11 protein-coding genes are annotated in these 13,213 nt (G+C 66.2%); 2 read left to right on the top strand and 9 right to left on the bottom strand.

Going from position 1 to position 13,213, the window contains the following annotated elements:
• Window positions 1–145: 145 nt before the first annotated feature.
• Window positions 146–544, bottom strand: coding sequence for a host attachment family protein (locus tag EGY25_RS10245; RefSeq protein ID WP_135194872.1), 399 nt, complete (start codon window positions 542–544; stop codon window positions 146–148).
• A gap of 110 nt (window positions 545–654) precedes the next feature.
• Between EGY25_RS10245 and EGY25_RS10240 the strand changes: the two genes are divergently transcribed.
• The gene (locus EGY25_RS10240; protein ID WP_135194871.1) at window positions 655–1,365 is read left to right on the top strand and encodes a LamG-like jellyroll fold domain-containing protein; all 711 of its coding nucleotides are present in this window, start codon (window positions 655–657) and stop codon (window positions 1,363–1,365) included.
• Here EGY25_RS10240 and EGY25_RS10235 read toward each other — a convergent pair.
• From EGY25_RS10235 to EGY25_RS10205, 8 genes are all read right to left on the bottom strand, one after another.
• Complete coding sequence (locus tag EGY25_RS10235) at window positions 1,362–1,889, bottom strand: methylated-DNA--[protein]-cysteine S-methyltransferase (protein WP_135194870.1); 528 nt, start codon at window positions 1,887–1,889, stop codon at window positions 1,362–1,364. The genes EGY25_RS10240 and EGY25_RS10235 overlap by 4 nt on opposite strands.
• The gene (locus EGY25_RS10230; RefSeq protein ID WP_135194869.1) at window positions 1,873–2,964 is read right to left on the bottom strand and encodes a bifunctional transcriptional activator/DNA repair enzyme AdaA; all 1,092 of its coding nucleotides are present in this window, start codon (window positions 2,962–2,964) and stop codon (window positions 1,873–1,875) included. The genes EGY25_RS10235 and EGY25_RS10230 overlap by 17 nt, the downstream gene beginning before the upstream one ends.
• A 70-nt stretch (window positions 2,965–3,034) precedes the next feature.
• Window positions 3,035–3,229, bottom strand: coding sequence for a helix-turn-helix transcriptional regulator (locus tag EGY25_RS10225; protein ID WP_348521857.1), 195 nt, complete (start codon window positions 3,227–3,229; stop codon window positions 3,035–3,037).
• A 7-nt stretch (window positions 3,230–3,236) separates the two neighbouring features.
• Entirely contained in the window at window positions 3,237–3,926 is a 690-nt protein-coding gene (locus tag EGY25_RS16560) for a hypothetical protein (RefSeq protein WP_167762502.1), read from the bottom strand.
• Window positions 3,927–4,003: 77 nt separating this feature from the next.
• Window positions 4,004–5,779, bottom strand: a complete 1,776-nt coding sequence (locus EGY25_RS10220; protein ID WP_167762533.1) for an SLC13 family permease — start codon at window positions 5,777–5,779, stop codon at window positions 4,004–4,006.
• A 101-nt stretch (window positions 5,780–5,880) separates the two neighbouring features.
• Window positions 5,881–7,026: an HAAS signaling domain-containing protein gene (locus tag EGY25_RS10215; RefSeq protein WP_245159429.1), complete on the bottom strand. Its 1,146-nt coding sequence runs from the start codon at window positions 7,024–7,026 to the stop codon at window positions 5,881–5,883.
• Window positions 7,023–7,358, bottom strand: coding sequence for a PadR family transcriptional regulator (locus EGY25_RS10210; protein WP_135194868.1), 336 nt, complete (start codon window positions 7,356–7,358; stop codon window positions 7,023–7,025). The genes EGY25_RS10215 and EGY25_RS10210 overlap by 4 nt, the downstream gene beginning before the upstream one ends.
• Window positions 7,359–7,499: 141 nt before the next feature.
• Window positions 7,500–10,430 carry a TonB-dependent receptor domain-containing protein gene (locus tag EGY25_RS10205; protein ID WP_245159427.1) on the bottom strand — a complete coding sequence of 977 codons (2,931 nt, stop codon included), beginning with the start codon at window positions 10,428–10,430 and terminating at the stop codon, window positions 7,500–7,502.
• 383 nt (window positions 10,431–10,813) lie between these two features.
• Between EGY25_RS10205 and uvrB the strand changes: the two genes are divergently transcribed.
• Window positions 10,814–13,168, top strand: a complete 2,355-nt coding sequence (gene uvrB, locus EGY25_RS10200; protein WP_135194867.1) for an excinuclease ABC subunit UvrB — start codon at window positions 10,814–10,816, stop codon at window positions 13,166–13,168.
• Window positions 13,169–13,213: the final 45 nt, after the last annotated feature.

Here is a 13,213-nt window from a genome sequence, read left to right as displayed (position 1 = left end):
CTGAGATTATTCCGCGATTTCATCGCCCTGGACGCACCCGCCAAAACAGAAGGGCCGCATATCGCACTGCGGCGATATGCGGCCCTTTCAAACGTCGGCGACAGGTCGATTGCACATCTGCGATGCAGCGACCGACCGATCTAGCTCACGCCTTGTCGATCGCCGCGGCGATCTGGTCGCTGGAATGGCCCGTCAGATCCTTGGCGATTTCGCCGACCAGCTTGGCCTGAAGGTCCTTGTGCCAGTGCTTGCGCAGCTCGCCCAAGGTCTTGGGCGCGGCGATCACCAGCAGTTCGTCGATCTTGTTGGTGACCGACCATTTGTTCAGCACCTCTGCGACGCCCATGGCGAAGCCGTCTTCGGCCTGGGTATCGTTGTCGGGATTAGCCTCATTCGAACGCCGGCCGGCCGAGCCGGAGACGCGATCCGCGATCGGGGGATTTTCCAGCGGCGTCAGCTTGATCTCCGAGGCGTTCGTGTTCTTGAACAGGGCCAGCTTTTCGCCATCGACCACCGCCACCAGCGCGCCATTGGAAAGTTTCATCGTCGATACTCCAGTCTGTAGGGATGCCGATAACGAACCGGAGCGCAGGCCGTTGCCTCGCGCGGCCATTCCCATAGTGTCGCGCGACAAAACCGCCGTGAGATCGAACCATGCCTGACGCCCTGCCCCTCGACCGCCGCCGCCTGATGGCCTTGGGCGCATCGGGCGTCGCGGGCGCGATTCTGCCGGGATGTGCGACGATGGGGACCGCCGCGCCGCGCCGGACGGTGTGGACCTTTGATCGGTTGGCAGACATCGGCGGGGTCGCGACCAGCGTCGAGGGCGCGCCCGTCCTGATCGACAGTCCCTATGGTCGCGCGGTGCTGTTCGACGGCGTGGACGACGCCCTGTTCATCGAGGATCACCCGCTGGCCGGGGCCGAGACCTTTACCTTCGAAGCCCTGTTTCGGCCCGACGGCGGCGCCTTCGAGCAGCGCTGGTTCCATCTCGCCGAAGAGGCGCCCGCCGGTCAGCCCCCGTCCCAGACGCGCTTCCTGTTCGAGATCCGGGTGGTTCAGGATCGCTGGTACCTGGACGCCTTCACGCGCGGCCCCGGCTACAACCACACCCTGATCTTTCCCGAGCGCCTCTACCCTTGCGGCCAGTGGTTCCACGTCGCCCAGACCTTCGACGGCGTCATGTACAGGGCCTATGTCGACGGCGTGCTGCAGGGCGAACATGCCGTGCCGTTCAAGCCCCAAGGGCCGGGTCGCGCCTCGGTTGGCTGCCGCATGAACCGGGTGAACTATTTCAAGGGCGCGGTGCGCCGGGCCCGCTTCACCCACGCCGCCCTGCCGCCCGAACGGTTCACGCGGCGCTAAAGCAACCGCCCGCCCGCCTCATGCGCCAGCAGCCAGCGCTTGCGCTCCAGCCCGCCCGCATAGCCCGTCAGCGTTCCGTTGGCCCCGATCACGCGATGGCAGGGCACGATGACCCCGACCGGGTTGGCGCCGTTGGCCAGGCCGACCGCCCGCACCGCCTTGGGTGCGCCGATCGCGGTCGCCAGCTGGCCGTAGCTGCGCGTCTCGCCGGCGGGAATATCCCGCAGGGCCCGCCAGACGGAGCGTTGGAAATCCGTGCCGCCGGTCTTTACCTCGACAGCGTCGAAGGCGGTCAGGTCTCCGCCGAACCAGGCCTCGACGGCCTGACGCACCCGCTGAGGCGCGCGGCCCTCGGTCAGGACGACCTCGCCATAGTGACGACGCAGCAGCAGCCGCAGCCGCGCCTCGTAGTCGTGGAAATCCAGCGCCCGCACCGCCCCGCCCGCGTCGGTGACGACCAGCACCTCGCCCACGGGCGACGGGATTCGGTCCAGGGTCAGATGCATCTCAGGCTGCTTTGTCATGTCGCCGCTCCTCGATCAGGGGCCAGTACAGGGCGCCATAGGCCCGCCACGGCCGCCACTGCTCCGCGCGCGCCATCAAGGCCGCATCCGTCGTCGTCAGCCGATCGCTGGGCGCATCCTCGCCCGCGTCGATCCAGTCGCCCGCAGGCCTCAGTCCGGGCCGGGCCTCGACGGCCGCCCGTAGGACGGGATCGGCTGACAGGTCGCGCGTGATCGCCTCGGGATCGGCGGCGAGATCGAACACCCGCCTCACCCGCGCCAGAACGCCGGGCAAGGCCGTCAGCTCGCCGACCCGCACCTCGACCGCCGCCCTGCCCATGGCGGCGGGGCGCACCGTCACAGCCCCGTCCGTGCCATCCACATCGATGCGCAGCCGCCGGGTCCAGACATCATCGACCACCGCCTCGTCCGCGACGCCGCGCATCGCCAGCGTCGTCATCATGGCGGCCCAGTCATAGGGCGGGCGATAGGATAGGCCGATCTTGATCGCCCCGCCCGGCTCGCCTTCGACCTTGCGCCGGCGCAGGTCCGACGGCGCGCGGCCGTAGAGGGCCTGGAATGTCTCATTGAACCGTCGCACGCTGCCGAAGCCGGAAGCCATCGCCACCTCCGCCATCGACAGGTCACTTTCGTGGATCAGCTGTTTGGCCAGCAGCACGCGCCGCGTCTGGGCCACGCTGACCGGGGCGGCGCCCAGGTGCTGGCGGAACAGGCGGCGCAGTTGCCGCTCGCCCATGCCCAGCCGGGTCGCCAGCGCCTCCGCATCGCCCCTGTCCAGCGCCCCCGCCTCGATCATGGCCAGCGCCCGGCTGACCGTATTCGACGCGCCTCGCCAGGCGCCCATTTCCGGCGCCGTTTCGGGCCGGCAGCGCAGACAGGCCCGAAGCCCCGCCTCCTCGGCCGCCGCCGCCGTCGGATGAAAGACCACATTCTGCCGCTTCGGCGTTCGCGCCGGACAGACCGGCCGGCAATAGATCCCGGTCGAGGTCACACCGGTGAAGAAACGCCCGTCGAAGCGGACGTCCCGCGCCACGACGGCGCGCCAGCAGGCGTCCTGATCCAGGGGCTGTTCCATGAGGACAGGATGCCCCCGCCGCCCCGAGATGTCTCGCGGTTTTCGGACATGGATCGGATCTGGGATCGGATCAGTCCTTGAGGAAGAACAGCGCCTCCACCGTCGTGTCCAGCGCGCGCGCCAGTTCCAGCGCCAGGACGGTGGAGGGCACGAAGACGCCGTTCTCGACCGTATTGATGGTCTTGCGCGACACGCCGGCCTTGTCGGCCAGTCCGGCCTGGGTCAGTTCGGCGGCCAGCCGCGCCTCCTTCAGGCGCGATCCCAATCTCGGATCACCCACCGCGCTCGGCCTCCCGATCCAGCCAGGCGAACCGCAGTCCCGCCGTCGCCCCGCCGATGGCCAGCACATAAGGCAGGGCGGCGACGCCATAGGCCGGTCGCCACATGCCGAGAGCCAGGGCGACCGTCGCCCCGCCCATCAGCACCACGAACGCCAGGACCATCGCCTGCGCCCGCATCGACTGGGTCAGTTCGTCGTCCAGCAGGCTGCGGTGCTTTCGCGTGGTCCAGTCCCAACCCATCACGATCAGGGGCACGACCCAGCCGTAGAGGACCGGCAATGACACCTGCAGATAATGTCCCCAGTTCCCCTGCCCGGCCAGAACCTGCTGCATGGCCAGATGGGCCTGGAACATGAAGGCCAGCATGACGAACGGGAAGATGATCAACTGACGCGTCCGCGCCTTCTGCAACTGATCTCGGCTCGTCCCCTGGCGGCGCATAAGCGCCTCCACCGACTGTCCTGGCCGTGTGCACCACGCCAAGGCCAGCGCCGCAACCAGGATCACGGCCCCGGCGCCCGTCACCGCGCCGGCGGCGGTGGCCAGGTCGCCATCGACCCGAACCCCGACCGCGACGCCGCCGATCACAGCGGCTGTGCTGACTGCCGCCAGGCCTATCGCCCAACGCCATTTCGCCGCCCGCTTCGATTCCATCAGGCGGATCGCCTGTTCGTCTTGCATGGTTTTGCCTCCCTGAGTTATAAGTAACCTTCAGGTGACATATCACCTATAGGTTACACGTCGTCAAGAGGCGATCGTCACATGGGCCAGAACAGCAGGATCATCGGCGGACCGATGATCAGCACCAGCAGGCTCAACGGCGCACCCAGCTTCGGATAGTCCGAGAATTTGTAGCCGCCCGGCCCCATGACCATGGTGTTGCACTGGTGTCCGATGGGGGTCAGGAAATCGCACGCAGCCCCCACCGCAACCGCCATCAGGAAGGGGTCGGGCCGATGACCAAGTTGCTGGGCCAGAACACCGGCGATGGGCGCCACGACCAGAACCGTGGCGGCGTTGTTTAGGAAGGGCGTGACCGCCATCGACACGGCCATCATCCCCGCCACGGCGACCACCGGCGGGATGCGTTCGAACAGCGCTTTCAGATGGCTGGCGATCAGGTCGGCCCCACCGGTCTGCTGGATGGCGTCGGACACGGGGATCAGCGCCGCGATCAGGACCAGCAACGGCCCGTCCAACGCCGCATAGGCGTCCCGCATCCGCAAGCCGCCCAGGGCCACGATCACGACCGCCGCGCCGAAGAAGGCGATGGCCACGGGAAGGATGCCGAACCCCACCATCACCATCGCCGCCGCCAGCACCACCGCCGGCAGATATTTGCGTCGCTTGCCGCCCAGCCGCACCTCGCGCTCGGCAAGCGGCAACAGTTGCAAGGCCGTCAGCACCTTGGGCAATGACGCCTCGGAGCCCTGAAGCAGGAGCACGTCGCCGGCCTGCAGCTTGGCCGTGCGCAGGTGCTGGGTCAGTTCATAGCCGCTGCGCGACACGCCCAGCAGATTGAGCCCATGCTGGCCATAGAGGTCCAGTTGCCGCACAGACTGCCCCGTCAGCGGCGAGTCTGCGCCCACCACCGCCTCGACCAGATGCACCTCGTCCTTGGCCTGCTCCAGCAGAACGGGCCTGTCGCCCCGAACCAGGCTCAGCTTCGTCGCGTCGATGAAGCCTTCCAGCGCCTCCTGGTCGCCCTTCAGCAACAGGGTGTCGCCGGCGCGCACGATCGTATTGCCCCGGGGACGGGCGCGACGCTTGCCCTCGCGGATCAGGGCCATGACCCGGATCTCGTCCGGCGCCAGGGCCGACAGGGCGGTGATGGTGGCCGGCTCCAGCGTCCAGTCGTCGGGCACACGCGCCTCGGTAAGATAGGCGTTGGCCGACAGCGCCGCCGACAGGCCCAGCGTCCCGGTCCGGTCCCTGGGCAGCAGCCGATAGCCGAACGCCAGAAACACCAGCGCCGCCGCCGTCAGCGCCAGACCGACGGGCGCATAGTCGAACATCTGGAACGGCTGGCCGACGATGTCCTGACGCACCTCCGCGACCAGAATGTTGGGCGAGGTGCCGACCAAGGTGACCATGCCGCCCGCCATGGCGCCGAAGGCCATCGGCATCAGCAGCCGCGACTGCGGCGTGCCGGTCCTGCGCGAGACCTGAAGCGCCACCGGCATCATGATCGCCAAGGCCCCGACGTTCTTGGTCACCATGGACAGCAGGGTCACCGCCGTGGTCAGCACCGGAACCTGGCTGCGTTCGGTCTTGAGGTGCGGCAGGATCCGCTTCAACGCCATCTCGACGATGCCGGACCGGGCGAAGGCCGCAGACACCACCAAGGCGCAGGCGATGATCACCGTCACGTCGTTGGCGAAGCCGGCGAACGCGTCCTCCGCCGGGATCACGCCGATGGCGAGGCCCGCGACCAGCGCCGCCAGCGCCACAAGGTCATAGCGGAAACGGCCCCAGATGAAGGCCGCCACCGTCAACCCGACCAGGCCGAACGCCAAACCCTGTTGTAATGTCACGCGATAACCCAGCCCCGATGCGGTCCAGAATGGCGCCGCTTGGCCCCAACGGCGCAATCGTCCGAAGGTTCAGCCCCTCCCGTTGCGGAAGGGGCTGATTTTCAGCGCCCCACGACCAGTCGCGCCGCCGCCCGAACCATCCGCACCACCTCGGCAGCGAAGGCCCAGACCACCACGACCATCAGGATCGTCGCCACCCCGCCCACATCGTCGCCCGAGCGGCCGATCAGCACCCGCACCCGTTCCACGAAGTCGGTGACGGTTCCGACCCAGATCAGCGGCGACAACGCCGACCAGAACCAGACCCACAACAGCCCCCAGGCTGCCGCGATCCCGAACACCAGATCGCCCAACGCCGTCAGCCGCACATTTCCGCCCGACGCCGCCCGCATCAGGTCGAACCCGACGCGACAGGCCGCGAACAGGGCGACCGGCCAATAGGCGGCGCGCACCATCTCGCCCAGGATCCGCCCGTAATCGAGGCCGTCGACGACGCCCGCCAGATCCTCTGGCCGGATCGGCGCGACCTGAAGCAGGCCCGTCCACCACAGCAGCACCACGGCCCAGCCGATGGCGCTGGCCACCGCGCGGGCGACCGGCGACATCTCGGCGCTCTTGCGCACCTCGGGGCCGGGCTTGGACTCAGGCTTGGCCTTGGACGAAGACCAGTCGCCGCGCGCCAGCTTCTGGCCCCACTGTTCGGCGTCGAAATCGCCGCCCAGTTCGAACATGCCCAGATCCTTGACCCGCCATCTGGCGATGAAGTCCGGCTTCTTCTCCTGGCGTTCCAAAATGAAGCCGGCGACGGTCAGCAGGCCGACGATGGTCACGGCCCCGCTGAACAGGCTGGCGATCCCCTGCCCGATGGCCTGACCCACATAGACGTCGCCGACCAGCACCCGCACCGCCAGCCCGATCAGGGTCACGCAGGCCATGACCGTCAGACCGACCTTCACCCCGAACATCCACCAGGGATAAAGCTCCGGCCCCATCAGAGCCTGCGGCCCTGAGCGATAGCGCGCCGCCACCGTCAGGGGATGCCCGACCTCGCGCAGCAGGGCCTCGACCTCGTCGTCGGTCGGCGCACGACCCAAACGGGCCTCCAGCGCATCGATCCGCCCCATGATCTCGTCGCGCAGCTCGGCGACGATGTCGTCGCGACTGTCCTTGGGCAACTGCGCCGCCAAGGTCTTCAGATAACGTTCGACCAGGTCCATGCCCGTCTCTCCCTCTTTCGCGGTGTTCACAGCATCTTCTCCAGCGAGGCCGACAGGCCGCGCCATTCGGTCGCCAGCCGCGCCAGCATCGCCTCGCCGCGTGGCGACAGGCGATAGAACCGTTTCTTGCGCCGCTCCTCCTCGCGCCACTCGCTGTCCAGCAGCCCCTGGCTCTCCAGCCGGCGCAGCAGCGGATAGAGGGTGCTCTCCTCCATCTCGACCCCGACCTCGCCCAGGGCGACCCTCAGCGAATAGCCGTATTGCTCGCGCCGCAAGCTCGCCAGCACCGCCAGGATCAACGATCCCCGCCGCAGCTCCAGCCGCAAGCTCTCGAACAGCAGCGCCTCATCGTTCTGGCTCACCCGCCACCTCCGTACGTCACATAGTGTGTGACACACAGTGTATGCGACATACTGTGCGAGGGAGTCAATCGGTCGCTACGCAAAAGAAAAGGGCGGCGGACCTAAGTCCGCCGCCCTTTGCCGTCTTGAACGAGACCGTTCTTAGAACGACTTGGTCAGGTTCACGAAGGCCGTGCGGCCCAGGTAGTCGTAGCCCGAGTACAGCGGTGCGTTGCCGACCCGGTTGTACACGCCCGACGAAACGGTGGGCGGATCTTCGTTGAACAGGTTGCGCACACCCGCGGTCGCAGTCCAGCCGTTGGCCGAATATTGCACCGAAGCGTTGTGCAGCCAGTAATCGCCAACTTCCAGGTCGTAGTCCGAAGTCGCCGGATCTTCGCCATAGTACTCGTAGCTGTCCGATCCCTGGATCCATTCGACGCCGTAGCGCACGCGCCACTTGTCCCAGGCGTAGGAGACGTCGGCCGTTCCGGTGAACTCCGGATTGTTGACCATGCCGGTGAAGTCTTCCAGCGGGTCTTCGGCGAACAGCTTGCTCGAAATTTCCGTGTACTGGGTGACCGCCAGGTTGAACAGCGCCGTGCCGGGGCCGACATCCTTGCGGTAACGCACGGTGTAGTCGAGGCCCTTCACATTGTCGGTGGCCAGATTGACGTAGCTATCCGAGACCGTGAGGCTGTTGTCGGCCGGATCGCGTGTGATCAGGCGGCAGAAGCCGGCGTCGGCTGCAAATTCTTCCGGGTTGGAATCGTAGCAGCGAGTCAGGATTTCGCCTGCGCCGGTGCGCGACACGCCGTTTTCGACCTCGATCTCATAATAGTCGACGGCGAAGGCCAGATCACCCCAGCTGGAGGGCAGAGGCGGCTGGATCACCAGGCCGACGGTCATGTTGGTCGAGGTTTCGGCCGACAGGCCGGCGTCGGCGCCGCCCGCCGTGATGACCTGGACGCTATTGGTCGACTGGAAGTCGCCCGCCAGACCTTCGGCCGTGCAGTTGGCGACACGGTTCGGGTTCACGTTCGGCGCGCCGTAGTTGTTGCAGCGATCGTTGGTGCTGGCCAGGAAGCCGGAGGTGGCGCCGACGAACTGTTCGAACAGCGCCGGGGCGCGATACGAGGTGCCGTAGGTGCCGCGAACGGTGACCCAGTCGATCGGACGATAGACCAGACCGATCTTGTAGGTCGTGTCGTCGCCGTAGGAGTCATAGTCAGTGTAGCGGAACGAACCGTTCAGGGTCAGTTCGCGCACGCCCGGCAGGTCCACCAGAAGCGGGGCTTCGATTTCGCCGAACACTTCCTTCACCGAGTCCGAACCACGCGTGATGGCCGAGGTCGAGAAGTTGTAGGTGTTGCCCAGTTGGCTATCCAGGCCCGGAGTGTCGTCGATTTCCGACTCACGCCATTCAGCGCCGAAGAAGCCCATGACGCGGCCGGCAGGCAGGCTGAACAGCGGGCCGTCGATGCCGAAGCTGACGACCTTTTCGACGAACTCGGTCGTGCCGGTCACCGGACGGAAGACATAATCGACCCAATCCTGCGGCAGCACGCCGCCGATGGTCTGGGCGTTCAGAGCGGGAGCGGCGACGCAACCGGGGTTCGAGGCCAGTTGAGCGCATTGGAAACCGGTCTGGGCGTCGCCGACCACGTCGAGGGTCTCGATCAGGCGATCCGTCAGGAACTGCTCGCTCGTGTAGGTCGACTTGGACCGCGAATAGCTGGCGTAGGCGTCATAGCGCCATTCCGGCAGGAAGAAGTCACCCTTGATGCCGACGACGTAACGGCCGAAATCGACTTCCTGTTCGGAATTGTCGTTGCCGAAGCCGATGAAGGCGCGGACGCCGACATCCTGGCCTTTGTTAAGGCCCTGGTCGCCCGAGACCGTGCTGAACGCCAAGCTGTCGGGGATCAGCGGGCTGCCTTTGGCATAGTCCAGCGCAAGCTGACGATAGCCGGTCTGCGACGACTTGCGCTGGTTGAACAGCGCCTCGCCGTAGATCTCCGCATTGCCCAACGCTTGCAGGTCGTAGCCGACCTCGCCGTAAAGGGTCGTGATCTCGACCGGCGAGATCAGCGACTCGTTCAGCATGCGGTCTTCGAACGTGTCGCGAACGTTCAGATCGTTCGCGCCGCCGCCCACGCCTTCGAAGCCGGGCACGCCGCCGGCGACGCCTGCGTTCGGACGCCAGCGGTTGAACACCGTCCCGACCGAGCCGGGCGCCCCGGCGCCCGCCACGCCGACGAACGTCCTCGCGCCGCTGGCGCTCGGCGTGCCTTCTACGCCCAGCGAGACAGTATTGATCGACACGCCGTTCGAGCCGGTCGTGGTGATCGGATAGCATTTCGACTGGCCGGTCAGCGGGTCGATGAAGTCCTGGCCGTTGCGGAAACCATCGGTCTGGCAACGGGTGAACTCTCGGTCGCGCAGGGTCAGTTCGTCACGCTCGTAGCGTTCGACCGAACCGGCGGCGCGCCAACGATCGCCCTGGACGCCGGCCGTCAGCGACAGACGGGTCGATCCGCCCGCGCCATTGGCTTCCAGCGGCTCGTTGCGCTGGGCTTCGATGGTCAAGCCTTCGAAGTTCTGGCGGGTCTGGATGTTGACCACGCCGGCGACGGCGTCCGAACCATAGACCGACGAAGCGCCATCGCGCAGCACTTCGACACGGTCGATGATGGCGGTGGGCAGGACGTTCAGGTCGGCGGCGCCGACCGAGCCGCGCGAACCGGCCGGCGAGACACGGCGACCGTTCAGCAGCACCAGGGTGCGGCTGGGGCTCATGCCGCGCAGGCCGATGGTGTTGGCGCCCGGACCGCCGTCGGTGACGTAGCCGCCATAGGAGTTGTTGATCTGCGAGGTGCCGCCGGTGACAGCCGTGCTCTGCAGCGCTTCCGTGGTTGAGGCGAAGCCCTGCAGGGTCGCTTCTTCGCGCGTCACGACCTGGGTCGGGGAAGGCGCGTTGTAATTGTCGCGGCGAATGCGCGAACCAATGACGACGATGTCCTCGACGCTGGTGGACTCGTCAGCCTGAGCAACGGCTGCATCTTGAGCCAGTACAGCAGGTGCAGAAAGCATGGACAGCGAAGCTGCCACAATTCCGCCGACCATGGTCGACGACAGAAGGTGATTTTTACGAGTACGCATACGCCTCATTCACAAACAGTATTGAACAATACTTAGGGCAACAGCTAGATATCGCGGATATGTACCACCGGTACGTCAAACAAATCCGTTCTGTGACGGTGTTAGGCACATGCACTACATACCGCAACTAAAAAGTCGCAAAATTGTACGAGAAATGGTGAAATTGAGCGTGAAACAGCATATGCCGCGACGCAATGTGGCATTATATTTCTACATAACGCCGCTTTGCCGCCATTTTTACGCCCTGAACCGACATCGGCGGCGCTGCGCGCGCCTCTCTGGCGCCGCTGCCCGCCGCGCACTAAGTTCTGTTCATGAACCGTTCTTCGACCCCGAAGCCCCCCGCGGCCAAGCCTTCCAAGCCGGTCCACACACCCGACCCGGGCGTGCGCGAGGCCGCCGTCGCCTTCAAGCGCGACCACGCCGCGAACGGGGGCAAGATGCCGATGTTCGCCCCCGTCACCGGCCCGCGCCTGACGCCGGAGGAGCCCATCGCGGCGCCGGCCGACTGGGTGCCGCACCGCCCCTCGCACGAGGGCAAGAAGAAGGGCGGGCGCTTCCGGCTTGAAACCAAATACACCCCCGCCGGCGACCAGCCCGCCGCCATCGCCGAACTGGTGGCCCAGGCCGGGGCGGGTGACCGCGACCAGGTGCTGCTGGGCGTCACTGGGTCTGGCAAGACCTTCACCATGGCCAAGGTGATCGAACAGACGCAGCGCCCGGCCCTGATCTTGGCCCCAAACAAGACGCTGGCGGCCCAGCTCTATTCCGAATTCAAGAGCTTTTTCCCGGACAACGCCGTAGAATACTTCGTAAGCTACTACGATTACTATCAGCCGGAAGCTTACGTTCCGCGAACCGACACCTACATTGAGAAGGATTCATCGATCAATGAGCAGATCGACCGGATGCGGCACTCAGCTACTCGGGCTATACTAGAACGCGAAGATGTCATCGTCGTGGCGTCGGTGTCTTGCATCTACGGCATCGGGTCGGTTGAGACCTATACGGCGATGACGTTCACGCTGAAGGTCGGAGACCAGATCGATGAGGGGAAGCTGCGGGCGGATTTGATCGCGCTGCAGTACAAGCGCAACGACCTGAACTTCGACCGGGGCATGTTCAGGAAGCGTGGGGACGTGATCGAAATCTTCCCGGTCCACCTGGAGGACCGCGCCTGGCGCATCAGCCTGTTCGGGGACGAGCTGGAGGCGATCCAGGAGTTCGATCCCCTGACCGGCAAGAAGACCGCCGACCTGACCGAGATCACCGTCTACGCCGCCAGCCACTATGTGACCCCGCGCCCCACGCTGAACCAGGCCACCAGCGGCATCAAGGCCGAGCTGAAGGAGACGCTGGACTGGATGGTCGAGAACGGCAAACTGCTGGAGGCCCAGCGCCTCGAACAGCGCACCCGTTTCGACCTGGAGATGATGGAGGCCACCGGCAGCTGCGCCGGCATCGAGAACTATTCCCGCTGGCTGACCGGCCGCGCGCCGGGCGAGCCCCCGCCCACCTTCTTCGAATACATCCCCGACAACGCCCTGCTGTTCGTGGACGAGAGCCACGTCACCATCGGCCAGATCAACGGCATGTTCCGGGGCGACTACCGCCGCAAATCGACGCTGGCGGAATACGGTTTCCGCCTGCCCTCCTGCATCGACAACCGCCCGCTCAAGTTCGAGGAATGGGAGGCCATGCGCCCCCAGACGGTTCATGTCAGCGCCACCCCCGGCCCGTGGGAGATGGAACAGGCGGGCGGCGTCTTCGTCGAACAGGTGATCCGCCCCACCGGCCTGATCGACCCGCCGGTCGAGATCCGCCCCGTCTCGGGCAAGACCCGCAACCAGGTCGACGACGTCATCGACGAGGTCAAGGCGACGACCGCCAAGGGCTACCGCAGTCTGGTCACCACCCTGACCAAGAAGATGGCCGAGGACCTGACCGAATACATGCACGAACAGGGGGTGCGCGTCCGCTACATGCACTCCGACGTCGACACGCTGGAGCGGATCGAGATCCTGCGCGACCTGCGTCTGGGATCGTTCGACTGTCTGATCGGCATCAACCTGCTGCGCGAGGGTCTGGACATCCCCGAGTGCGGCCTGGTCGCCATCCTGGACGCGGACAAGGAGGGCTTCCTGCGCTCCGAGACCTCATTGATCCAGACCATCGGCCGCGCCGCGCGCAACGTGGACGGCCGCGTCATCCTGTACGCCGATCGCATGACCGGCAGTATGGAGCGCGCCATCGCCGAGACCGACCGCCGCCGCGAACGCCAGGTCGCCTACAACACCGAACACGGCATCACCCCCGAGAGCGTCAAGCGCGACATCAAGGAGATCATGGCCAGCCCCTATGAGTCGCGCGAGATGGACCGGATCACCCGGCCGGGCGTGGCCGAGGCCTCCAAACCCTTCGTCGGCTCCAACTTCCAGGCCGCCCTGCGCGACCTGGAAGGCCGCATGCGCGAGGCCGCCTCCAACCTGGAGTTCGAGGAAGCCGGCCGCCTGCGCGACGAGATCAAGCGCATGAAGCTGATGGACCTGGAGTTCGCCAACGAAGCCCTGACCGGCGCGGGGGAAGAGGTGGACAAGTCGGCGCCGAAGCGATGGCGCGCGGACGCGGCGGCGGAAGCGCAGGAGCGGTTCAGGAAGGGGCGGCTGTAGGTCCTAGATTCAGGCTGAGACAGGGATTTGCGGTGCGTAGGCTCA

The sequence above is a fragment of the Brevundimonas intermedia genome, from assembly GCF_004614235.1.
In the GTDB taxonomy this organism is placed as follows: domain Bacteria; phylum Pseudomonadota; class Alphaproteobacteria; order Caulobacterales; family Caulobacteraceae; genus Brevundimonas; species Brevundimonas intermedia_A.
Note: the sequence above shows the minus strand (reverse complement) of the source record. Positions and strands in the feature narration are given on the sequence as shown.

What these genes read in the sequence shown, in the direction of transcription:
- uvrB (WP_135194867.1), top strand. Translation starts at nt 10,814, where the DNA reads ATGAACCGTTCTTCGACCCCGAAGCCCCCCGCGGCCAAGCCTTCCAAG.
- EGY25_RS10205 (WP_245159427.1), bottom strand. Translation starts at nt 10,430, where the DNA reads ATGCTTTCTGCACCTGCTGTACTGGCTCAAGATGCAGCCGTTGCTCAG.
- EGY25_RS10245 (WP_135194872.1), bottom strand. Translation starts at nt 544, where the DNA reads ATGAAACTTTCCAATGGCGCGCTGGTGGCGGTGGTCGATGGCGAAAAG.
- EGY25_RS16560 (WP_167762502.1), bottom strand. Translation starts at nt 3,926, where the DNA reads ATGCAAGACGAACAGGCGATCCGCCTGATGGAATCGAAGCGGGCGGCG.
- EGY25_RS10230 (WP_135194869.1), bottom strand. Translation starts at nt 2,964, where the DNA reads ATGGAACAGCCCCTGGATCAGGACGCCTGCTGGCGCGCCGTCGTGGCG.
- EGY25_RS10235 (WP_135194870.1), bottom strand. Translation starts at nt 1,889, where the DNA reads ATGACAAAGCAGCCTGAGATGCATCTGACCCTGGACCGAATCCCGTCG.
- EGY25_RS10240 (WP_135194871.1), top strand. Translation starts at nt 655, where the DNA reads ATGCCTGACGCCCTGCCCCTCGACCGCCGCCGCCTGATGGCCTTGGGC.